This window comes from Huijunlia imazamoxiresistens (genome assembly GCF_037132455.1).
GTDB classification, from domain to species: domain Bacteria; phylum Bacteroidota; class Bacteroidia; order Chitinophagales; family Chitinophagaceae; genus Flavisolibacter; species Flavisolibacter imazamoxiresistens.
This window is the reverse complement of record NZ_JBBBEI010000010.1, coordinates 47,481-70,263: the sequence shown is the minus strand read 5'-3', so window position 1 is coordinate 70,263 and position 22,783 is coordinate 47,481. Positions and strand designations below refer to the sequence as shown.

At 57.9% G+C, this 22,783-nt stretch carries 21 protein-coding genes; 11 read left to right on the top strand and 10 right to left on the bottom strand.

What is annotated here, in order from left to right:
• Positions 1-14: 14 nt before the first annotated feature.
• From V9K67_RS13680 to V9K67_RS13665, 4 genes are all read left to right on the top strand, one after another.
• Positions 15-515 carry a hypothetical protein gene (locus tag V9K67_RS13680; RefSeq protein WP_336723364.1) on the top strand — a complete coding sequence of 167 codons (501 nt, stop codon included), beginning with the start codon at positions 15-17 and terminating at the stop codon, positions 513-515.
• Between the two features lie 2 nt (positions 516-517).
• Positions 518-970 carry a DUF421 domain-containing protein gene (locus V9K67_RS13675; protein ID WP_336723362.1) on the top strand — a complete coding sequence of 151 codons (453 nt, stop codon included), beginning with the start codon at positions 518-520 and terminating at the stop codon, positions 968-970.
• Between the two features lie 365 nt (positions 971-1,335).
• Positions 1,336-2,010 (top strand): porin family protein, encoded by a 675-nt coding sequence (locus tag V9K67_RS13670; RefSeq protein WP_336723360.1) that lies wholly within the window; start codon positions 1,336-1,338, stop codon positions 2,008-2,010.
• A 146-nt stretch (positions 2,011-2,156) separates the two neighbouring features.
• Positions 2,157-2,555: a hypothetical protein gene (locus V9K67_RS13665; protein WP_336723358.1), complete on the top strand. Its 399-nt coding sequence runs from the start codon at positions 2,157-2,159 to the stop codon at positions 2,553-2,555.
• 21 nt (positions 2,556-2,576) lie between these two features.
• On the opposite strand, the gene V9K67_RS13660 is transcribed toward V9K67_RS13665, so the two are convergent.
• The 6 genes from V9K67_RS13660 to V9K67_RS13635 form a co-directional block, all read right to left on the bottom strand.
• Entirely contained in the window at positions 2,577-3,197 is a 621-nt protein-coding gene (locus V9K67_RS13660; protein ID WP_336723357.1) for a VIT1/CCC1 transporter family protein, read from the bottom strand.
• 84 nt (positions 3,198-3,281) lie between these two features.
• Positions 3,282-4,514 (bottom strand): ornithine--oxo-acid transaminase, encoded by a 1,233-nt coding sequence (gene rocD / locus V9K67_RS13655; RefSeq protein ID WP_336723355.1) that lies wholly within the window; start codon positions 4,512-4,514, stop codon positions 3,282-3,284.
• A gap of 79 nt (positions 4,515-4,593) precedes the next feature.
• Positions 4,594-5,409 carry a 4-(cytidine 5'-diphospho)-2-C-methyl-D-erythritol kinase gene (gene ispE / locus V9K67_RS13650; protein WP_336723353.1) on the bottom strand — a complete coding sequence of 272 codons (816 nt, stop codon included), beginning with the start codon at positions 5,407-5,409 and terminating at the stop codon, positions 4,594-4,596.
• A 74-nt stretch (positions 5,410-5,483) separates the two neighbouring features.
• A complete protein-coding gene (locus V9K67_RS13645; protein WP_336723351.1) occupies positions 5,484-6,077 on the bottom strand; it encodes a bifunctional nuclease family protein in 594 nt (197 codons plus the stop codon).
• Between the two features lie 121 nt (positions 6,078-6,198).
• On the bottom strand, positions 6,199-7,167 hold the full coding sequence (locus V9K67_RS13640) for an electron transfer flavoprotein subunit alpha/FixB family protein (protein WP_336723349.1): 969 nt from the start codon (positions 7,165-7,167) through the stop codon (positions 6,199-6,201).
• Between the two features lie 201 nt (positions 7,168-7,368).
• Complete coding sequence (locus V9K67_RS13635) at positions 7,369-8,115, bottom strand: electron transfer flavoprotein subunit beta/FixA family protein (protein WP_336723348.1); 747 nt, start codon at positions 8,113-8,115, stop codon at positions 7,369-7,371.
• Between the two features lie 96 nt (positions 8,116-8,211).
• Between V9K67_RS13635 and V9K67_RS13630 the strand changes: the two genes are divergently transcribed.
• Positions 8,212-8,523 carry a hypothetical protein gene (locus V9K67_RS13630; RefSeq protein ID WP_336723346.1) on the top strand — a complete coding sequence of 104 codons (312 nt, stop codon included), beginning with the start codon at positions 8,212-8,214 and terminating at the stop codon, positions 8,521-8,523.
• Between the two features lie 121 nt (positions 8,524-8,644).
• On the top strand, positions 8,645-9,994 hold the full coding sequence (gene tilS / locus V9K67_RS13625) for a tRNA lysidine(34) synthetase TilS (protein ID WP_336723344.1): 1,350 nt from the start codon (positions 8,645-8,647) through the stop codon (positions 9,992-9,994).
• Positions 9,995-10,087: 93 nt separating this feature from the next.
• Here tilS and V9K67_RS13620 read toward each other — a convergent pair whose 3' ends face one another.
• Both V9K67_RS13620 and V9K67_RS13615 read right to left on the bottom strand, forming a co-directional pair.
• Positions 10,088-10,741: a rhomboid family intramembrane serine protease gene (locus tag V9K67_RS13620; protein WP_336723342.1), complete on the bottom strand. Its 654-nt coding sequence runs from the start codon at positions 10,739-10,741 to the stop codon at positions 10,088-10,090.
• A 74-nt stretch (positions 10,742-10,815) separates the two neighbouring features.
• Complete coding sequence (locus tag V9K67_RS13615; protein WP_336723340.1) at positions 10,816-11,289, bottom strand: 23S rRNA (pseudouridine(1915)-N(3))-methyltransferase RlmH; 474 nt, start codon at positions 11,287-11,289, stop codon at positions 10,816-10,818.
• A 51-nt stretch (positions 11,290-11,340) separates the two neighbouring features.
• Here V9K67_RS13615 and V9K67_RS13610 point away from each other — a divergent pair, with 51 nt between their 5' ends.
• On the top strand, positions 11,341-12,825 hold the full coding sequence (locus V9K67_RS13610; RefSeq protein WP_336723338.1) for a hypothetical protein: 1,485 nt from the start codon (positions 11,341-11,343) through the stop codon (positions 12,823-12,825).
• 82 nt (positions 12,826-12,907) lie between these two features.
• Here V9K67_RS13610 and V9K67_RS13605 read toward each other — a convergent pair whose 3' ends face one another.
• A complete protein-coding gene (locus tag V9K67_RS13605) occupies positions 12,908-13,153 on the bottom strand; it encodes a hypothetical protein (RefSeq protein WP_336723336.1) in 246 nt (81 codons plus the stop codon).
• Positions 13,154-13,442: 289 nt separating this feature from the next.
• On the opposite strand from V9K67_RS13605, the gene V9K67_RS13600 reads away from it, so the two are divergent.
• Complete coding sequence (locus V9K67_RS13600; RefSeq protein ID WP_336723334.1) at positions 13,443-16,298, top strand: TIM-barrel domain-containing protein; 2,856 nt, start codon at positions 13,443-13,445, stop codon at positions 16,296-16,298.
• Between the two features lie 56 nt (positions 16,299-16,354).
• Complete coding sequence (locus V9K67_RS13595; RefSeq protein ID WP_336723332.1) at positions 16,355-18,505, top strand: glycoside hydrolase family 3 C-terminal domain-containing protein; 2,151 nt, start codon at positions 16,355-16,357, stop codon at positions 18,503-18,505.
• A 214-nt stretch (positions 18,506-18,719) separates the two neighbouring features.
• Here V9K67_RS13595 and V9K67_RS13590 read toward each other — a convergent pair whose 3' ends face one another.
• Positions 18,720-20,675: a PAS domain S-box protein gene (locus V9K67_RS13590; RefSeq protein WP_336723330.1), complete on the bottom strand. Its 1,956-nt coding sequence runs from the start codon at positions 20,673-20,675 to the stop codon at positions 18,720-18,722.
• A gap of 166 nt (positions 20,676-20,841) precedes the next feature.
• Between V9K67_RS13590 and V9K67_RS13585 the strand changes: the two genes are divergently transcribed.
• Positions 20,842-21,678, top strand: a complete 837-nt coding sequence (locus tag V9K67_RS13585; protein ID WP_336723328.1) for a DUF2911 domain-containing protein — start codon at positions 20,842-20,844, stop codon at positions 21,676-21,678.
• 129 nt (positions 21,679-21,807) lie between these two features.
• Positions 21,808-22,758 (top strand): energy transducer TonB, encoded by a 951-nt coding sequence (locus tag V9K67_RS13580; RefSeq protein ID WP_336723325.1) that lies wholly within the window; start codon positions 21,808-21,810, stop codon positions 22,756-22,758.
• Positions 22,759-22,783 lie beyond the last annotated feature (25 nt).

Genomic DNA, 22,783 nt, shown 5'->3' with positions numbered 1-22,783 from the left:
CTAACAACAATCCCATGGCTGGCGAAAAACATCCCGTTGAAGAAGTGAAGACCACGCTTCAAATAGACGAAGACCTCCCCCTTCACCAGAGAGGCTGGAAAATACAGCGGGCAGGATGGATCTTTATTTTGCTCTTCCTCCTGCTGGCGGCTATAGGCTTATTTGGTAATGGTCCCATCAGTGAAAAAAAGCTCCGGTCGGACCAGGTAACGGTTACCTATGAACGATTTTTCCGGTACGAGGCCGAAATGGAGCTGAAGATCGACCGGCAGGCCGGCGATTCGGCCACCGTCGTGAGCCTGCCCGGCCCCTACCTGAAAAATTTTCTGGTCGACGCCATTATACCCGAACCCGAGGCCACTACCTATAGCGGCGGGCGGATACAGTACCGGTTCCAAGGAACCGGCCCCCTTACGGTGGTGTTTTACCTGAAGCCCCAGCACTACGGCTCCTTTGCGGCGCAACTGCAGGTGAACGATCAACCCTTTTCCATTGCTCATTTCATATACCCCTGATTATGGACCCTGTTTTGCGCGGCTTGTCGGTTTACCTGTTTGTATTCCTGATCTTCAGGATATTGGGAAAACGCAGCCTTTCGGAGATCACCACTTTCGACTTTGTCTTGCTGCTGATCATCAGCGAAACCACCACCAATGCCCTGATCGGCCAGGACTATTCCCTGACCGCCTGTTTTATCATGGTGTGCACCCTGGTGGGCCTGGACCTGGTGTTTACGTTGATCAAAGGCAAGTGGCCGTGGCTGGAGAAGATCGTTGACGGTGCTCCGCTGGTGCTGGTGGACAACGGCCGGCCCCTGAAGGAGCGAATGAAAAAGGTAAAGGTAGACGAGGAGGATATAATGGAGGCGGCCCGCCTGAACCAGGGACTGGAACGGATGGAGCAGATAAAATACGCTGTCCTTGAACGTGACGGCAGCATTTCCATCATCCCCGCGGAAAAAAAGGAGTGAGGCGGCCGGCAGCGGAGGGATTGGAACCGGGAAAAAAATACGCCCGGGAAAGGATAAACTATCCATTTCTTTTTTTTAAATTAGACTTGGTTTTCAGTTTTCCAATATCAATATCCATGTCCTACCACGCCTGTTAATCTTCCTGGAGAAGAACCTTGGTATCCTGGCCGGGAAGTTTCCTGTCCTACAGGATTCGGGTTGAAGCCATCTGCGTTTAAAAATCCTGACCCCCATCATTTTATAGCTAAAATGATGGGGCTTTTTTTTGCGTCTGCAACTTCATGCAGCTTCGGTGCGGAAGGAATTGTCTTTTACAGGATATTCGTACCTGTTTTTGGCATCTTTTGACATTAAATTGAATATATATGAAAGGAAAACTGGTTTTATTCGGCCTGGCTTCGGCGCTGGCCTGTACGGGTGCGGCAGCCCAGGGGGGAGCACAGTTAAGGGCCGGGGTAAATTTTGCCAATGTATCGGTAACGGATGAAGGAAAGGTGGACGACGCCAAAGGGCTTACCAGTTTCCACCTGGGACTGATCGGGGACGTTGCTTTTGATGAGGTGCTTTCTTTCCAGCCCGGCATCCTGTTTACGGGCAAAGGGTCGAAAACGGAATCCCTTACCTCCAAGGCGACCTCTAATATCTACTACATCGAGATCCCTGCCAACCTGGTATTCAAGGTGCCCCTGGGCCAGCAGCACAAATTCTTTTTTGGTGCCGGTCCTTACCTGGGCATTGGGGTATCGGGTAAGACCCGCATCGAATACCGGGGCATACTGGGAAGCGGCAAGGTGGAACGGAACATTGAGTTCTCCAACGACGATCCCACCACGCTGAACTACCAGGAAGGGGCCGGTTTCGGCATCGTGCGCCGCTTCGATTACGGCCTCAACGGCACCGCCGGCATCGAATCCAAAGGGGCAGTGCTGGCCGTCGGCTACGGCCTGGGCCTCGCCAAGCTCCAATCCACCGCCGACAATTCAGCCGACAACAACAACAAGCACCGGGTGCTGGGCGTGTCGATAGGATTTAAGCTTTAAGCTATGAGCAGGAAGGAATTGGTTAATTGGTTCCTTTGTTAATTGGGATATCCGGGAGGGAGAGAAACCGTCCGCATGTCCGGGCCCAATTAACGAAGGAACCAATTAACCAATATCCCAATGGGCCAATTGCTTATTTTCGCGCCATGCGTTGGATGAAATGGGTCGGTATAGCGGCCGCCATAGCCCTGATAGTTTCCCTTTACTTTCCCTGGATCGTCGTTCCGGGCAAGAACATCGTGATCAGCGGCATGCATGCCGAAGGGACCACTTACGGCAAGCCCGGTTACCTCAATATCATAATGGTAGGCCTGTACCTGGTATTTGCGCTGATCCCCCGCTTGTGGGCGGTGCGCATCAACATCTTTGTCGCCGCCATTAATTTAACCTGGTCGCTGCGCAATTTCATTTTGCTTTCCCGCTGCGAAGCCGGCGAGTGCCCCGAGCGGCAGCCCGCCCTTTATCTCTTTTTGTTTTTTTCCGCACTGGTGCTCCTGAGTGCCTTGTTCAATGATCCCGGTAAAAAAGCGCACGCAGGCGAATAGCCATTGGCGTTAGCAACCGGCTTATACGAACAAACGGGCTACGAAGAAGGCGGCAGTAGCGGCCAGGGCGGTTAACAGGGTAATGCGGAGCGCTCCGGGCAGGGGCGCGATGCCCGTGGCCTTGCCGCGCCACCAGCCCAGGGTAAAAAGAAAAATGAGGGTCAGCGCTGTTGCATAAGGCAGGGCCTCCAGGGGCTGGTCCCTGAAAAAGTAAGGAATTAACGGCACCAGGCCGCCGGCAAAATAAGCCGCACCAATGACCAGCGCTCCTTTCCAGGGATCGGGCGTTGCAGCCGGTTGCCCCACCTGTTCTTCCCGCAGCAGGTGTTTCCAATCTTCCCGGTCTTTGAGCGCTTCCGTCACCGCCTGTTCCTGCACCTCGGCCGGAACGCCCAGGCGGGCATAAAAGGCCCGTACCTTTTGTACCGGCTCTTCGGACCGCTGGCTTTCTGTGGAAGGGGCCGTATCGGCGCCGGTTTTCGCAGCTTCGTACCCGGCCCAGGCCATGGCGGCCGCACCGGCAGTTGCCTGCAGCAGGACGATGGTGCAAATGGTTGCCGGCGAGTGGCAAACGGCGCTCAGGCCCGTTGCCAGCACAAAAGGAACCCCCAGCCCGTCGCTGAGGCCAATCGCCATCTCCATTGCCGTTTTATTCTCCAAAGTCGTTCAGTATTTAAAAACAAAAATAGGCACGAAAGAATAAGTACTTCTATCGTCGCACTTCGTCTATATTTTCTTCAGGCAAGCCGCTATAATTTGCACGCTTTCGTCTATCTGTTCGCGGGTGATGACCAGCGGGGGTGCCAGGCGGATCTTGTCGCCGTGGGTGGGCTTGGCCAGCAAACCGTTTTCCATCAGCAGCAGGCACAGCTTCCAGGCGGCGTCTTTCTGCGGGTGGTCCACCACGATGGCATTGAGCAGGCCCTTGCCCCGGACCGTTTGGATAAAGGGCGACTGCAGGTTGCGGAGCGCCTGGCGGAAATGCGCGCCCAGGTCGGCGGCCTGCAGCGCCAGGTTTTCGTCCTTCAACACTTGCAGGGCGGTCATGGCAACGCGGCAGGCGAGGGGATTGCCGCCGTAGGTGGAGCCGTGTTCGCCGGGCTTGATGGTCAGCATGATGGGGTCGTCGGCCAGCACGGCGCTTACCGGCAGGGTGCCGCCGCTCAGGGCCTTGCCCAGGATAAGGATGTCGGGACGCACGCCCTCATGGTCGCAGGCCAGCATCCTGCCGGTCCGGCAAAGGCCGGTCTGGATCTCGTCGGCGATGTAGAGCACGTTGGCGGCACGGCAAAGTTCTTTGGCCTTTGTCAAAAAACCTTCATCCGGCACCACCACGCCGGCCTCACCCTGGATGGGCTCGAACAGGAAGCCGGCCACGTTCTTGTCTTCCAGCGCCTGCTCCAGGGCCCTGGTATCGTTGTAGGCAATGACCTCGAAGCCCGGCATAAAAGGACCAAACTGCCGGTAGGAGGAAGGGTCGGTGCTGAAGGATACTACGGCAGAGGTTCGGCCGTGGAAGTTATCCGAACATACCAGGATCTTGGCGGCATTTTCTTCAATGCCTTTCACGGCATAGCCCCAGCGCCGGCACAGCTTAATGGCCGTTTCCACCGCCTCCACGCCCGTATTCATGGGCAGAACCTTGTCGTAGCCGAAATAAGCGGTGATGAACTGCTCGTACTCGCCCAGCAGGTCGCTGTGGAAGGCCCTGCTGGTCAGCGTCAGCCGCGATGCCTGATGCACCAAGGCCTCCACGATACGGGGATGGCAGTGCCCCTGGTTCACCGCCGAATAACCGCTCAGGTAATCGAAGTAGCGCTTGTCGTCCACATCCCAGACAAACACACCCTGGCCACGGCTCAGCACTACCGGCAGGGGATGGTAGTTGTGGGCGCCGTATTTCTCTTCCAGTTCCAAAAAATGTTGCGTCGTGGGCGACAAGGCAGATACAGGGGCCATAAGTTCAGTTTAGGGGGTCCAAATTACGATATCCGGGCTAAAAGCGTGGACGGCAGGCTCGTTAAGGGCGAACAGGGGCTTAACATTCCCGGACAAAATAATGAGCAGGGAAGGAAGGGGACAGGGGCTGTTCTTTGGGAAAGAGGCCGTAGACCGTGGAGCCGCTCCCGCTCATGGAAGCATACAGGGCGCCCAGGGCATACAGCTGCGCCTTGAGGGCGGCAATTTCGGGGAATTTCGAAAAGATGGGGCCTTCAAAATCATTTTCCAGCCGGTTTTGCCAGGTGGCAACGGGGCTTTCCACCACTTCCTTCAGGGAGGGGCGCTGGTCGGTAGGCTGCAGCTGCGAAAAGGCCCAGCCCGTGTTCACATGGATCTTCGGGTTGACCAGCAGCACTTTGAACGCCGACAGGTCCAGGCCGATGGCTTCGAACTCTTCGCCGCGGCCGCGGGCCAGGCAAGGCTTGTTGTGGATAAAGAAGGGGCAGTCGCTGCCCAGTTGCAGGGCATAGCGGAGCAGCTGTTCTTCGGTCAGTCCAAGCCGGTATTTGCGGTTCAGTGCCAGCAGGGTAAAGGCGCCATCGGCGCTGCCGCCGCCCAGGCCTGCGCCGGCGGGAATCACCTTGTGCAGGTGCAGGTGCACCGGCGGCAGGAGGGGAAAATCGGCTTTCAGCAGGCCATAGGCTTTGGTGCAGATGTTGTCCTCCGGGCGGCCGTCGATCACCAGGCCGGAGGGATGCAGCACCGGCCCGTCGCCGGCGGTGTTTGTTATGATTTCCAGGGCATCCTGCAGGGCAACGGGGTAGAAGACGGTTTCCAGGTCGTGGAAGCCGTCGCCGCGTTTGCGCAGGATATGCAGGCCCAGGTTGATTTTACAGTTGGGAAAGACAACCAAAAATTTCTGATTAAGCGTATGAGACGGATGGATAAAACGCCGGAAGCCGGCAGGCAACGGAGAGGAACAGGCGCTTATTTGTTTTTCTTGCGGCTGTTGATCTCGTCGCGGATGGCAATGGCCCGGATGTAATCTTCGTGCTCCAGCACATCGTTCAGAAGCTTGTTCAGGTCGTCCAGCGACATGGCTTTCAGGTCTTCCTTGCCGGGGTCTTCCTCGTACTCGGAAGGGGTTTTTTGCTTTTTGGAAGAGGAGGTATCTTCCATCAGGATGCCGGCGCTTTCCAGGATGTGTTCATATGTATATACCGGGCAGCCGAAGCGCACGGCCAGGGCCAGGGCGTCGGAGGTGCGGGAATCGATTTCGATGGTGTCGTTTTCGGATGTGCACACCAGTTTGGAGTAGAAGATGCCTTCCTGCAGGTCGGTGATCACTACTTCCTGGAGGTCGATGTTAAAACCATTCATGAAGTTTTTCATCAGGTCGTGGGTAAGCGGACGGCTGGGCTGCATTTTTTCCAGGGCCACTGCAATTGCCTGGGCCTCAAAACCCCCGATAACAATCGGCAGCCGCCTTAAACCGTTTACTTCGCCCAATACTACGGCATACGAATGGGTTTGGGTGATACTGTGAGATAAGGCAACAATTTCCAATTCTATTTTCTTCATAACATGAACCTGATAAAAACTTGTACGATTACGTATTCGGTTGAATAGGTACAAACCTACATATTTTCAACAAATAAAAATGCCCCGAACTGTTTTGCCGGGGCAGATTCTGGCCTTAAGCTCAGCTTAAGCCTTTTAATTTTTTTACCGCTTCGGTGATTTTGGGAACCACCTCAAACACGTCGCCTACGATCCCGTAATCGGCCGCCTTGAAGAAGGGGGCTTCGGGGTCTTTGTTGATGACCACGATGACTTTGCTGCGGTTGACGCCGGCCAGGTGCTGGATCGCCCCGCTGATGCCGATGGCCACGTACAGGTTGGGCGCCACGGCAATGCCGGTCTGGCCCACGTGCTCGTTGTGCGGCCGCCAGTGGGCGTCGGCCACGGGCCGGCTGCAGGCCAGCGCCGCGCCGAGGGCCGAGGCCAGGTCTTCCACGATGCCCCAGTTCTCCGGGCCTTTGAGGCCGCGGCCGCCGCTGACCACCCGTTCCGCTTCGGTCAGCGACACCGTTCCGGTGGTTTTATCGCTGGAGACGACCTTTACCTTCGGGGCGTCCACGGTGGCGGCAAAGGGCGCTACCTCGGCCGGGGCGCCGTTGGCGGCGGCAATGGTAAAGGCGTTGACGTTCAGGGAAATGACTTTTACGGGCGTCTGCACCGTGATGTTGGAAAAGGCTTTCCCGGAAAAAACATTCTTTTTGACCACGAAGCCGCCGCCGGTTTCGGGCAGGGCCGCTGCGCCGGCTACCAGGCCGGCCTTGAGCCGCACGGCCACCCGGGGCGCCAGCGCTTTCCCGCTCGAATTATTGGAAAACACCACCACCGTGGCGCCGGTTTCGGCAGCCACCTGCGCCACCACCTTGGCGTACACGCCCGAATCAAAGGACTGCAGGCTGCCGTCCGGTACGTGGTGCACTTTCTTCAGGCCGTACTGGCCCAGGGCCGCCAGGTCGTCGCTTACGGAACCCAGGGCCACGCCTTCGGCCGCTTCGCCGGTCTGCGCGGCGATCTTTGCGCCGTAACTGATGGCTTCCAACGTGCTCCGCTTGACTTTGCCATCCGAATGATCGATGTATATGAGAACGCTCATAGTTGAAAGATTTTTTTAAATGGGTAACAGGAGTTAAACCCGGGGAATTGGTTCATTAGTTAATTGGGATATTGGGGTTTAGGTCGGCAATGCTTTCTTGTATGAAATGGTCTTTTCCTGACTTTCCCCACAAGGTCAGAATCAGTTTTGTGTTGGGTGTTCCACCTTCCTTAATTCCCAATTAACCAATTAACGAATTCCTCAGATCACCCTGGCTTCTTCATGCAACAGGCGCACCAGTTCTTCCGGCTGGTCGGCGGGCACCAGCTTGACGCCGGCCTTGGCCGGGGGCAGGCCGAAGGAGGCCACCGAAGTAAAGGTGTCCGCCGCCACGGGCTCCACCACCTTGAGGGGCTTGGTGCGGGCCGCCATAATGCCGCGCATGTTGGGGATGCGGGCCTCGGCCACGCCCTTCTGGCAGCTGACCACCAGCGGGAGCGGAACCTCTACGGTTTCTTCGCCCCCTTCAATTTCGCGTTTTACCGTGGCGGTGCTTCCCGCCAGCTGCAAGGAGATTGCGCCGGCCACGTAGGGCAGGTCCAGCAGTTCCGCCAGCATGCCGCCGACCGCCCCGTTGTTGTAATTAATGGTTTCTTTGCCCGTAAGGATCAGGTCGTAGCCGCCTCCCTGGCGCACCACTTCGGCCAGCTGCAGGGCGGTAAAATAACTTTCTTCGGGCTCGACATTGACCCGGATGGCTTCGTCGCCGCCCAGCGCCAGGGCCTTGCGGATGATGGCGTCGCTGTCGGCGCCGCCGACGTTGACCAGGTGAAGTACCGTGGCGGGGTCGGCTTCTTTCAATTCGAGGGCACGAACCAGGGCGTACCATTCGTCGTAGGGATTGATAATCCATTGCACACCCGCCTCGGCAAATTTCGTGTTGTTCTCCGTGAAGGCTATTTTTGCCGTGGTGTCAGGCGTTTTGCTGATGCACACCAGAATTTTCATACCATTAAAGTTAAGGTTCATTAGTTGCTTATGCAACTAACATTCTCAAATATAAGCAAAAAGAAAGCCGCAAAAAATAAGCGGTCCCAGAAGGAAATGGATAAAATCACCCGGATCAGAGAGTACCTGGCCGCCAACCCCGGCGATAGTTTTCTGCAGCACGCCCTGGCCCTGGAGCTCATAAAAAAGGGCGAGGACGGGGAGGCGCAGACCGTGTTTGAAAACCTCCTGCGGGCCGATGAAAGCTACGTGGGCAGCTATTACCACCTGGCCAAGCTGCTGGAGCGCAACCAACGGGAGCAGGAAGCCATAGCCGTATACGAAAAGGGTATGCAGAAGGCCAAAGAAGCCGGCGACCAGCATGCCTACAACGAGCTGCGCACCGCCTACGAAGACCTGACGTTTTAGCAAAAAGCATTAGACAATGGTCCATGGTCAATAGACAATGGGCAATGCGCAAATGGGTAAAAAGCTCATCAATGTTGCACCAGGCTTCCGAACCACCAACCACCCACTTCAAACCACGAACTTGTTTCAATCATTCCTTGCGTATATTAAAGAAAACCACCTGTTTGGTACAGGCGATCGTTTATTGATAGCCGTTAGCGGCGGGGTGGACTCGGTGGTCCTGTGCGACCTCTGCGCCCGTGCCGGCCTGGCCTTTTCCATCGCCCACTGCAATTTTTCCCTTCGCGGGGCGGAAAGCGACCGCGACGAAACCTTCGTGCGCCATCTGGCCGAACACTACCAGGTGCCCTTCTTCCTGCAGCGGTTCGATACGGCGCAAACGGCGGCCGACTGGGGCCTTTCCATCCAGGAAACCGCCCGCAAGCTGCGCTACGACTGGTTTGCGGAGGTCGTCAATGGTCAATCCTCTAAGGTCAACGGGGAGCCCCTGGTCCATCACTACCTGCTGACGGCCCACCACCGCGACGACAACATTGAAACCGTGCTGATGAATTTCTTCAAGGGCACCGGCATCAGCGGCTTACGGGGCATCCGTCCCAAAGCGGGCAACATCGTACGCCCGCTGCTGTTTGCCGGCCGCGAGGAGGTAGAGGCCTATGCCGCGGAACGGGGCCTCGAATGGGTGCACGACAGCAGTAACGACGAAACCAAGTATACGCGCAACTACCTGCGCCATACTGTGCTGCCGGCCATCGAGCAGGTGTACCCGCAGGTGCGGCAGAACCTGGCGTCCGGTATCCTGCGTTTTACCGGCATCGAAGCCATCTACCGGGAAGCGGTGGAAAAGGAAAAAAAGCGGCTGCTGGAAGTAAGGGGAACGGAGGTGCACATCCCGGTGCTGAAGCTGGCAAAATCCCGTTCGCTGCCCACCCTGGTGTACGAGATCATCAGCGGCTACGGCTTCACCCACCGGCAGGTGGACGAGGTGCTAAAATTGCTGCAAAGCGAAACCGGGAAATACATCGACAGCCCCACCCACCGCCTGCTGCGCAACCGTGCCTGGCTGATCATCGCTCCCCTGCGCACCGAAGAAAGCGGCATCATCCTTATCGATGAAGGCGCACACCAACTGTCCTTCGGCGGCAAAACCCTGACCCTGCAACAGCTGCCTGCAGAAAAAGTGAACATGTCCGCGGACCCGGCCATCGCCCTGCTGGACGCCAGAGAAATTCGCTTTCCCCTGCTGCTGCGCAAATGGAAGGCCGGCGATTACTTCTATCCCCTGGGCCTGCGCAAAAAGAAAAAGCTTTCCCGCTTCTTCATCGACCAGCGCCTCTCCAGGATCCAGAAAGAAGACGTCTGGGTGCTGGAATCCGACAAACGCATCGCCTGGGTGCTCGGCCTCCGCATCGACGACCGCTTCAAAGTAGTCCCCGGAACGAGGGAGGTGTGGCGGTTAGAGGTCCGTTAAAAGTTTACGAGTTTGCGAGTTTACAAGTTTACGAGTTCCTGACGGGCGCAAGCAACGCGTAAACCCGTAAACTTTAAACCCGTAAACTCAAAGTTACAGCCACCCCTTACTCCGGATATACTCCCCGATTTCGTGCACCATGTTTTGCAGCAGGGGGTAGTCAACGGATTTGCTGGCGATGACCATGAAGAGGACGCCGTAGAGGGCGCCCCAGATGTGGGCGGAGTGGTTGATGTTGTCGCCGCCCTTGCGCTCCATCATGAAGGAAAAGAGCAGGTAGAGGGGGGCGAAAATGAAACCGGGTATGGGAATGGGAATGAAAAACAGGTAAATGCCCAGGGTGGGCACCAGCATCAGGCCGGCGAAGACGATGGCGCTCACCGCGCCGGAAGCGCCCAGGCTCATATAATGCGGATCGTCCTTGTGCTTGGTATAGGTGGGCATGAGCGACACGAACAGGGCCGAGACATACAGGAAGAGGTACATCCATTTGCCCTGGTCGCCGAAGAGGCCGTTGAAGCCTTCTTCCACGAAGCGCCCGAACAGGTACATGGACAGCATGTTGAAAAACAGGTGCCCGAAATCACCATGGATCAGGCCGCAGGTAATGAACCGGTACCACTGGTGGTTCCGCGAAATAGCCGGCGGGTAAAAAATGAGTTGTTGCTTTATTTGCTGGTTGGCCTCCGCCAGCAGGGACACCAGCGTGGTGACGGCCACAATAATAACGGTAATGGACAGTTCCATGAATGCTGTTTAATGTTTATAAATCTCTCTCTTCCCAATTCCCAATTGACTAATTAACCAATTAACCAATCCCCTCACTTATGATGATATTTCTCATTGCGCAGGATCGTACAGGCCCGGTATACCTGTTCCGCTAAGATAAGGCGTACCAGCTGGTGAGGGAAGGTCAGTTGTGAAAGCGACCATTTTGTTTTGGCCCGTTGCAACACCTGCTCGTCCAGGCCGTAGGCGCCGCCGATGAGGAACACCAGGTTGCGTACGCTTTCATTGGAGCGGGCCTGCAGGAAGGTGGCCAGTCCCTCGGAGCTCATTTCCTTGCCCCTTTCGTCCAGGGCCACCAGGTAGTCGTCGGGCCGCAGCGCCTGCAGGAGCATTTCCCCTTCGCGCCTTTTCATGTCCCCCTCCGACAGCAGGGTGGCGCCTTTCGGCACGGGAAGGATGTTCCATTCCACCGGGTAGTATTTCGAAATGCGTTTGGTGAATTCACCAATGCCTTCCTTTACATACCCTTCATGGGCTTTTCCTATGGTCCAGAGCGAAATTTTCATGGCGGTAAAAGTATAAAGAAGTCCGGCGCATCGTTTGCATTATTGCGGACAATGGCGAAAAATAGTATATCGAGTTTCCTGAAAATGTTGCCGGTAGTGCTGTCGCTGGCGGCTGCGGAGGGTGCTGCCCAGGCGCCAAAGAAAGCTTCCTCCTTTCCCGATTCCGTTACCGTGGCGGCCAGCGACCGGTACCAGCCCGCCACTTTTCTGCGGCGGTGGATCATGGGCAACAACTACCGGCGCGAATGGCACACGCCGGTGACCCTGCCGGTGTTTCGACTGGCGGAAAGCGGGCTGACACCCACGGAGATGGGCGGCGGGCAGCAGACCAAGTCGCTCCGGCTGACCGACAACCGGGGGCGCGAATGGGCCCTGCGTACGGTGGACAAGGACGCCAAAGGCGCCCTGCCCTTGTGGGCCCGCAAAACGTTTCTGAATAAAATAGTGCAGGACATGATCTCGGCGGCGCATCCCTACGCGGCGGTGACGGTAGGCTACCTCGCCCACAAGGCCGGCATCATGGCGCCCCGGCCGACACTGTATTATGTGCCCGATGATGGGGCGTTCGGAAAATTCCGCGAGCCGATGGGGGGCACCGTGTGCATGCTGGAGGAGCGGGAACCGACCCATGACGGCTCGGAAACGGCAAAGACCGATGATGTGCTGGAGCTGATCGTGGAGGAAAACGACCAGTTGGTATTGCAGCGACGCGTGCTCCGGGCCCGCCTGCTCGATATGCTGTCGGCCGACTGGGACCGCCATGCCGACCAGTGGCGCTGGGGCGCCGTCGACTCGGGAAAGGTAACCTATTATTACGCCATCCCCCGCGACCGCGACCAGGCTTTTTTCCATTCGGACGGCCTGCTGCCCTGGCTGGCCCGGCTGACGGCCATGCGCCATATTTCGCGGTTTACCTGGAATGCCAAAGGATTGAAGCCCCTGAATATAAAGTCCCGCCATTTCGACCGGGTGTTCCTCAACGGCCTGGATGCCCGCGCCTGGAAGGCCGAAACCGAAGCCTTTTGCCGGCGGCTGCCCGACAGCGTGATCATCGCGGCGGTGAAACAACTGCCGCCCGAGATCTTTGCCCTCGACAGCGCCCTGCTGGTGGGTAAGTTGATCAGCCGCCGCGACGCCCTGGGCGAAAAGGTGCTGGAATATTACCGCCACCTCGCCGAAGGCGTGCAGGTGCACGGAAGCGATGAGGGCGAGCTGTTCCGGGTAAAAGGAGATAAAGATAAAAATATAACGGTGACGGTGCACCGTTATAAAGAGGGTAGGGGGATTGGACGGAAACTGTACGAACGTACCTTTCTTCCGGGAGAAACCCGGTTCATTTACCTCCTGGGGTTCCAGGGCGATGATACGTTTGAGATCGATGAAGCCGCCTCGTCACAGATCAGGATCCTGATGTATGGGGGTGAAGGAAAGGACCGGTACAACCTCCAGGGCGCCGTCCGCAGCCGCGTATATGACCGCCGCTCCGATAACAATGAATGGATCCACCGGTCTCATGCAAAAGTTCATTTACGGTAAACAGTCAGTTTTTGGGTGTAACCTTTTATGACTTATTTGTCGGATGTGACGCTTTTGACGTTTTTGAGCGTTGGGCCTGCGGTCAGTTCTGTTCTTCCATCACTTCGTTCAGCTTTCCTTCCACCTCGTAGATCCAGGGCGGCAGGTTTTCGTCGATGATCTTCCAGGGCTCGTTGGCGTTCTTCCGCATTTTAAAAATGATGCGGTTGCCGCGGTCGTCGCTGATATCCACGTGAAATAAATTGTTTTCGGCGCTGGGTAACTTCCTGAAATTGAACTCCCTGAGCCTGTTGCCCGCCTTAACTAGTTTCGTAAACTGTGCTTTCATGACATTTATTTAAGTCTGGTTTCCCCGCAAATCCTGTGCGCAAAAACCGGTTCTTGGTTTTGGGGTGCCGGGAAAAGGGGGTGGTGCTCCGGTTTTCACGTATCCGGCTGATTACCATTCATAAATGGCGATCCCCCGTCGGACCCCCCTGTTTTCCGGTTCCAAATATCTACCTTCAATCACCAAATTCCAAATTCTCTCTTTTTCGGCAATGCCATCCTTCTGTTAAAACAAACCCTAAATTCGGGCCCCTAAACCACAATACCGGTTTCCGGAAAAAGTAACCGACATGCTGCTGAAAAAGTTTTGCTCCCTTGTTTTGGGTCTTACTGCCCTAAGTTGCTCCCTGCGGGGGCAGGCCCAGGCGCCCGCTTTTGTAAAAACCGCCGATGGCGTGCAGGTATATCCCGACGCTTCCTTTTCCGGTTCGGTTCGCCTGCTGCGGCTGCAGGTGGTGCGGCCGCACATCATCCGGGTGCAGGCGGCGCCCACCCGCGAGCTGCCCGCCGATACCAGCCTGGTGGTGCTCCCCACGGCTCCTTCCGCAACCCCCTGGACGCTGGGACGGGAAAAAGACACGCTGGTGCTGAAAACTTCCGCCCTCACGGCTTCCGTATCACTGCGGACCGGCGCGGTGGTGTTTTCCGACCGCAGGGGAGGCCGACTGCTGGCCGAAAACATCCAGGGCCGCAGCTTCGAGCCGGCCCTGTTCGAAGGGCGGCAGTTGTGGCAGGTGACGCGTTCCTTCACCACCGGAGCCGGCGATGCCTGGTACGGACTGGGCCAGCACCAGGACGGCCTGTTCAATTACGCCGGCCGGCAGGTGTTCCTTTTTCAGAACAATACCGAGGTGGCCGTTCCCTTTTTAATTTCCCGCAAAAATTACGGCCTGCTGTGGGACAACTATTCCCTCACCCGCGTGGGCAGCGAAGCGCCGCTGCGCCCGTTATCGGCCCTGCAGCTCTTTGACCGCGACGGGCGGCAGGGCTGGCTGACGGCCTCCTTTGCCAACGACAAGAACAAGGCGGAAGATATTTTAGGGGAAGAGCCCCATTCCTCCATCAACTACGAATTCCTCAACGATACCAAATGGCGCCTGCCGGCCGCCTTCAGGCCCGATAAAGGGCTGGTGCGCTGGGAGGGCAGCCTGGCTTCGGAGCGGGGCGGTCCCTACCAGCTGCGCTTTACCTACGGCGGCTACCTGAAGCTGTGGGTCGATGGCCGGCTGGTGCTCGACCGCTGGCGGCAGCCCTGGAACCCGGGTTCCGCCCTGCTGGACCTGCCGCTGGAAGGCGGAAAAAAGGTGCCCGTAAAAATGGAATGGATCCCCAACGGCGGCGAGTCCTACCTGTCGCTGAAGGTGCAGGAACCCGTGCCGGCGGACGGTTTTGGCTTTTCTTCCGAGGCCGGCCGGCAGCTGGATTATTACTTTATCGGGGGCGGCAGCATGGACGAGGTGATCGCGGGCTACCGCACCCTTACCGGCCGGGCCACCCTGGTGCCCCAATGGGCGCTGGGCTTTTGGCAAAGCCGCGAGCGCTACAAGACCGCCGCCGACCTCCTGGGCACGGTGGCGGAGTTCCGCAAGCGCAGGGTGCCGCTGGACAATATCGTGCTGGACTGGAGCTACTGGAAGCAGGACGACTGGGGCAGCCAGGCCTTCGATTCCTCCCGCTTTCCCAATGCCGACAGCATGATCCGGGTGCTGCACAACCAGTACCATACCCGCTTCATGATCTCGGTCTGGCCGAAATTTTATGAAGGCATTTCGGCTTATAACGACTTTAACCGCAAGGGCTGGCTGTACACCCGCAACATCGCCGACCGACAGCGCGACTGGATCGGCAAGGGCTATGTCTCCACCTTTTACGATCCCTTCAATGCCGGGGCGCGCAGGGGTTTCTGGGACCTGCTCCACGAAAAGCTTTTTTCCAAAGGCGTGGATGCCTGGTGGATGGATGCCAGTGAGCCGGACATTCTTTCGAATGTGAGCCCGGAGAAACGGAAAGAGCAGATGGTGCCCCTGGCCGCCGGCCCCGCCGCCCAGTACCTGAACGCCTACCCGCTGATGAATGCCAAAGGCATTTACGAAGGCCAGCGCTCGGCCGATGCGAACAAGCGGGTGTTCATTCTTACCCGTTCGGCCTTTGCCGGCTCGCAGCGCTATGCCGCCGCTACCTGGAGCGGCGACATCGCCGCCCGCTGGGAGGATTTTAAAGCGCAGATCCCTGCCGGCCTGAATTTTTCACTTTCGGGCATTCCCTACTGGACCTCCGACATCGGCGGCTTTGCCGTGGAGCAGCGCTACGAAAAGGCCAAGGCAGGCGCCGACCTCGACGAGTGGCGCGAACTGTCGACCCGCTGGTACCAGTTCGGAGCGTTTTGCCCGCTGTTCCGCGTGCACGGCCAGTTCCCGTTCCGCGAGCTGTACCACATCGCCCCCGACGACCACCCGGCCTACCAAAGCATGCTGTACTACAACCGCCTGCGCTACCGCCTGCTGCCCTACATTTATTCGCTGGCCGGCAAAGCTTACCACGACCACTACACGCTGATGCGGGCCCTGGTCATGGACTTTGCCGCTGATACGGCCGTTACCGGCATCGGCGACCAGTTCCTCTTCGGGCCTTCGTTGCTGGTCAGCCCGGTGTATACTTATAAAGAGCGGGAAAAAGAGCTGTACCTGCCCTCCGGCCAGGGCTGGTACGACCTGTATACCGGGAAATATACTCCTGGCGGAAAAAGAATAACCGCCGAAGCACCCTACCAACGGATGCCGGTTTATGTAAAGGAAGGCAGCATCCTGCCCCTGGGTCCCGAGCTGCAATACACTTCCGAAAAGACCGCCGACAGCATTACGCTGTTTGTTTATACCGGCAAAAACGCTTCGTTTACGCTTTATGAAGATGAAGGCACCAATAACAATTACGAGAAAGGACTGCATGCGCAAATTCCTTTTCACTATAACGAACAAACGAAAATGCTGACCATCGGCGACCGCAAGGGACAATTCCCGGGCATGCTGCAAAACCGTGTGTTCAACGTAGTTTGGGTTTCCCGGGAAAAACCCGTTGCCCTGGACCTTGAGCGGAAGCCCGATGCTACGGTACGCTATTCAGGCAGGCAGGTTACCGTAAAACAATAACAGGAACCGCGCATTTGCTTTCCAACTTTCAAAATTTATTCGCGATACCACCAACCATGAGAAAACTGTTTTTATCCGCTGCCCTGGCCGTGGGCCTGACGGCAGGAGCGCAAAACGATGCGGCCAACGAAAAGAAAATCAGCGACCTGATCCAAAAGATGACGCTGGAAGAAAAGGTGGGCATGATCCATGCCTCTTCCTCCTTCACTTCGGGTGGCGTGCCCCGCCTGGGCATACCCGAACTGACCACCTCCGACGGGCCGCACGGCGTGCGCCCCGAGCACGGCCGCGACTGGACGCTGGACAAAAACGTGTACGACAGCGGCACCTACCTGCCTACGGGCGTGTGCCTGGCCGCCACCTGGAACCCTGCCCTGGGCTATGCCTACGGCCAGGTGCTGGGCAGCGAGGCCGCCTTCCGCGGCAAGGACGTCATCCTCGGTCCCGGCATCAACATCCTGCGCTCGCCGCTCAACGGCCGCAACTTCGAGTACCAGAGCGAAGACCCCTACCTGGTCAGCCGCATGGGCGTGGGCTACATCAAAGGCGTGCAGGACCAGGGCGTGTCGGCCTGCCTGAAACACTATGCCGCCAACAACCAGGAAAAAGACCGCGGACATATCGACGTGCAGATGAGTGAGCGGGCCTTAAGGGAAATTTACCTTCCCGGTTTCAAGGCTGCCGTTACCGAGGGCGGCGTGAATACCGTCATGGGCGCCTACAACAAGTTCCGCGGCCAGTGGGCCACCCACAACCATTTCCTGGTGAACGGCGTGCTGAAAGGCGAGTGGGGCTTCCAGGGTCTCCTCATGAGCGACTGGGGCGCTGTCCACAACACCTGGGAAGCCCTTTGGAACGGCACCGACCTGGAAATGGGCACCGACCTGGAACAGGGCGCCCAGCGCAACTACGGCAAATTCTTTTTGGGCGATACGGTGGTGACCCTGGTCCGCACCGGCCGTATTCCCGCAGCGCTGATCGACGATAAGGTGCGCCGCATTTTACGCGTCATGTATAAAACCGGCATGATGGACGGGAGCCGCAAAAAGGGCGCGTACAATACAAAGGAGCACCAGCAAACGGCGGCCCGGGTGGCGGAGGAAGGCATCGTGCTGCTGAAGAACGAAGGCGGCCTGCTGCCCCTGGATGCGAAGAAAATCAGGCGCCTGGCGGTGATCGGGGCGAACGCCCTGCGGCCCCAGTCCATGGGCGGCGGCTCCTCGCAGGTGCGGGCTTTTTACGAGGTGACACCGCTGCAGGGCCTGCAAGCCCTGGCGGGTAAAGGAACCACCATTCAATTCGCCCCGGGCTACAAGGATGAGCGGGCTGCCACGGCCGATGCGGCCCTGATCAAAGAAGCAGCCGCGGCCGCGGCCAGGGCCGACGTGGCCATCGTGGTCGGCGGCTGGACGCATGGCTACAATTACAGCAAATGGAGCGATAACGCCTATGATGCCGAAGGCACCGACAAGCCCGACATGCACCTGCCGTTCGGGCAGGACGAGCTGATAAAGGCCGTGGTGGCTGCCAACCCGCGGACGGTGGTGGTGCTGATCGGCGGCGGCCCGGCCGACCTGTCGGCCTGGGCGCCGCAGGCCCGGGGCATCGTGCAGGCCTGGTATGGGGGTATGGAGGGCGGCCATGCCCTGGCCCGCATCCTCTACGGCCAGGTGAACCCTTCGGGCAAGCTGCCCATGACCTTTCCCAAAACGCTGGAAGATGTGCCGGCGCATAAGCTGGGACAGTTTCCCGGCGACGGCAAATCGGTTTATTACTTCGACGACATCTACGTGGGCTACCGCTATTACGATACCTACAACGTACAACCGCTCTTCCCGTTTGGCCACGGGCTGTCCTATACCCGTTTTGCCTACAGCAACATCAAGGTGGCAACCGCCGCCACCGGCCGCGCAACGGTAACGTTCCGCCTGAAAAATACCGGCAAGGTTGCCGGTGCCGAGGTAGCACAGGTGTACGTGCACCAGCAGCGGTCGCTGCTGCCCCGTCCGCAAAAGGAATTGAAAGGTTTTCAGAAAGTGTGGCTGCAGCCGGGAGAGGAAAAGGAGGTAACGGTAACGCTCAACGAAGATGCCTTCCAATATTACAACGATATCCAGGGCAGGTGGGTGCTGGAGACGGGCGCCTTCGATATCCTTGCCGGCGGTTCTTCAGGCGATACGCCCCTGAAGTCCACGGTGACCTTTTAGGGCTTGTTCTGAGCAACAATTATCATACTGATGACAGTCTTATCGGTTGCCACTTGGCTTATAATAGTTATCGTTGTCTGAATCCAGTAAATGTTCCGCTTACGGGTAGTTCGGCCGCTCCGGGTAAGGGCCCTCCAGTTCCGGGATCAGGCTTTCATCGGTATGGCAGGCGGGTGCCAGCACCATCCTGTAGTTGATGAACAGAATAAAGGCACTATTGGTGCTCCAGCGGCAGGTACACGATAAACTTTGCGCCCGCGCCCGGCTTTCCCTCGGCCCGGATGGAGCCGCCATGGCGCTCGGCGATCTTTTTACAGAGGGCAAGGCCCAGGCCGGTCCCTTCGTACTGCTCGCGGGTGTGCAGGCGGCCAAAGGTTTTGAAAATGCTGTCTTCGTGCTGCGGCTCAAAGCCGATGCCGTTATCCTCCAGCTCCACCACTACGTAGGGCGCCTCGGGGGGCAGCAGCAGGGAGGCGGGCAACTCCGCACCGGTGCGGGTTTCGGCCGAAAGGGTGATTATAGGCGGGACCCCCGGGCGGGAAAACTTCAGGGAATTATTGACCAGGTTATAAAACAACTGGTGCAGCAGCACCGGGGCGCCCGGCACCACCGGCAGGTTGCCGTAGCGGATCACGGCTCCCTTCTGGTGAATCACCACCTCCAGGTCGGTTTCCACGCTGTAGAGGGTATCCGACAGCGAAACCGGCACCTTTTTGATTTCCGCGGCCTCGGCCGAGGCGTAGACCAGCACGCCCTCGATCATGCTGTACATGCGGGCGGCGGCGGCTTCCATCTTGCCCAGGTACAGCTTTGCCTTTTCCGGCAGGGTATGTTCGAATTCGCGCAGGATGAGGCTGCCGAAGGTCCGGATCTTGCGTACCGGCTCTTTCAGGTCGTGCGAGGCCACGTGGGCAAACTGCTGCAGGTCTTCGTTGGAGCGCAGCAGCTCCTGGGTGCGTTCCACCACCAGCTGTTCCAGCTTTTCCATGAACATCTTTTGCGGGTGGATGTTCACGCCCGTGCCGATATAGCCCGTTAGGGTGCTCTGGTCCAGGAGCGGCACCCCCTTCAGCAGGAACCATTCGTATTCGCCGGTGGCGGCATGGAGCGCCCGTACCTCCAGCGTATAGGGTCCTTCCTGGAACAGGGCGGCGTTGAAAATATTTTTGGTGGCGGCCAGGTCGTCGGGATGCAGGAGGCGATCCCAGGCTTCTTTCGTGAGCCCGGCGGCCTGCTGCAGGCCGGTAAACTCCAGCATCTCGTTATTGGCATAGGTGGCCTGCAGCTGCGCATCGACCATCCATACCCACATGGGGGCGTTGTTGGCCAGCGTCCGGAAGCGCTCCTCGCTGGTTTTCAGGGCTTCTTCCGCCAGCTTCTGCCCGGTGATGTCCTGGATCACCCCGATGATCCGCTGGGCTTTTCCCTCCTGGTCGAAAAAGATCTTCCCATTGGTACGTACCCACCTCAGGCGGTCGTTGTGCAGGCCGGTAATGCGGTATTCGTTGGCGAGCCGCTGGCTGTCGGCGCGCTCCAGGGCCTGCACCAGGTCGTTATGAATGCGCTGGCGGTCGCCGGGATGCACGGACTGCAAAAAAGTTTCGTAAGGAACCGTTCCTTCGCCTTCGAGGCCGAAGATCTCCTTGGCCCGGTCCGACCACATGGCATCGCCGGTGCCGGTGATAAAGTCATAAAAACCCAGGCCGCCCACTTCCAGGGCGATGCGGAGCTGTTCTTCGCTGGATTCCAGCTTTTTGCGGGCCTGCACCTGCCCGGATATGTCCATGCCGACGGCCATGATGCCGGTGATGGTGCCCCCGGTATCCCGGACCGGCACGTAATGGATCTTGTGCACCTGGTCCAGGGTTTGCTCCTTGCGGGAAATGCGCACCGCCACTTCATCCACGACCGCTTCTTCGCCGGTGCGGTAAATATGTTCAAAAACCTGTTCCCGGCCCTGCTCCCGGGCAGCCGGATTTACCTCCAGGTAAGGCCGGCCGATCGCTTCTGCGGCCGTGACGCCCCAGATCTCCAGGACCTTTTCATTGGCCATTTCCACTACGAAGTCAGCACCCCGCAAAATACAAACGGGAAAGGGAGCCTGCTCCAGCAGGTGATATTCACGGTCATGGCCATTCGTAGCGGATGAGGCAATAAAGGGTTTCGGCATAGTGTAATGGGTGCTTGGGTATCAACTCAGCTCAGCGCTTATAAAAGGCTGCACCGTCAAATTTACAGGAATTAGCGTACGTGCCGCCAGGGGCTTTTCCCCACTTCCGCCATCCCGCCGCCGGATTGCTTTCTCCTTCTTAGATTTGCCGCAAAACAACAACACCATGTTCAAAAAAATCGTGCTGTGCAGCGCTCTGGTAGCCCTGTTCGCTACAGCAGACGCGCAATCGATCAAAATGCCGCAACCCAGCCCCTCCCAGACCGTTACCCAGAATTTCGGGCTGGGCACTATTGAACTTTCCTATTCCCGCCCGGGGGTAAAGGGCCGCAAAGTCTTCGGCGACCTGGTGCCTTACGGCCAGGTATGGCGTACCGGTGCCAACCAGGCCACCACCCTTACCTTCAGCGACGAAGTGACCATCGGCGGTAAAAAGATCCCGGCCGGCAAATACGGCCTGCTGTCCATCCCCGATGCCAACAGCTGGACCCTGATCATCACCAAACAGCTCGACGTTACCAGCCCGGCCGCCTACAAGCCCGAGAACGACGTGGTGCGGGTGCAGGCCAAACCCCAGGCCCTGCCGTTCCCGGTGGAAACCTTCACCATCCTGTTTTCCAATGTAAAGCCTGCCGGTACCGACCTGCAGCTGATCTGGGACAACGTGGCGGTGAGCCTGCCCATTTCCACCGACATCGACAGCAAGGTGATGACGCAGATCGACAATGCCCTGAATAAAGACACCCGTCCCTATTTCCAGGCAGCCGCTTATTACCTGGAAACCGGCAAGGACCTGAACCAGGCCCTGAAGTGGTTTGACAAGGCCCTGGAGCAACAGCCCAACGCCTTCTTTATCCACTACCAGAAAGCCCAGGCGCTGGCAAAGCTGGGCCGCAAGGACGAAGCCCGCAAGACCGCCGAAAAATCCATGGAGCTGGCCCGCCAGCAGAAGAACACGGACTACGTGCGGCTGAACGAAAAGCTGATCGCCACCCTGAAATAAGCTTTCGCCTTTATTGAGTACGAAAAAAGCCCGGGCACCCTCCCGGGCTTTTTTTTATGGGGACAGAAAGGGAAATTCAGGGTATTGCGGCAATTTTTGATTTATTTTGCCGCTTATAACCAACAGCTTATGAAGAAAATGATGTTTAGCCTGTTCCTCCTGGCGCAGGCAGCTTCCGGTTTTGCCCAGAAACAGGAAGAGGTCTGGGATAATGAATTTAAACCCACCACCACGGCTCCCCGTTATCTTGTCCGTACCGAAAAGAAAGGCGACCTCTGGTACCGCGCATTGACCTACCTGCCCGAGCGCACGCTGGCCCGGGAGGGCACCTACCTGGATGCGGCCTGCAAGCTGCCCCATGGTACCGTGTCCCGTTATTACCCCGACGGTACGACGCTTTCCTCCGGCCTTTACCAGAACGGAAAAAAGGAGGGGGTATGGAAGGAGTATAACGAGGCGGGCCAGGTGACCGATTCGGCCGGTTTTAAAGCCGGCCGCGTCAGCGGGGTGCAACTGAAATGGTACAAGGGGCTCCGGACCGACTCCCTGCATTTTGACGGGGCCGGCAATGGCGTGCACACCAACTTCCAGGTCAACGGCAAGGTATTCAGCCAGGGCAGCCTCGTTGCGGATACCCTGCGGGTCGGCCGCTGGAATTATTACCATGCCAACGGCCAGCTGCTGGCGGTGGAAAATTATGTCCAAGGCGAAAGGGCTTCCTGCGATTGTTTCGATGAGCAGGGCAAGCAACGGGCGGCCGCCGACTGTAAGGAGCAGGAGGCCCAGTTTCCCGAGGGGCTGACGGGCTGGTCGCAATTCCTGGGACGCAACCTGAGGGGCGACGTGCCGGTGAAGAAGAAAGCCCCTGCCGGCGCTTATACCGTGATGGTACAGTTTATCGTGAATACCGAAGGCCGCATCACCGATATGGAGCCGCTCACCCACTACGGCTTTGGCATGGAGCAGGAAGTGCTGCGCATATTGAGGTTGTCGCCCCGCTGGACGCCGGCCTGGCAGTATGGCCGCAAGGTCAATGCCTACCGCAGGCAGCCGATCACCTTTGTCATCTCCGAAAAGTAAGTCCTATTCCGGGGCGCCAGGCCCC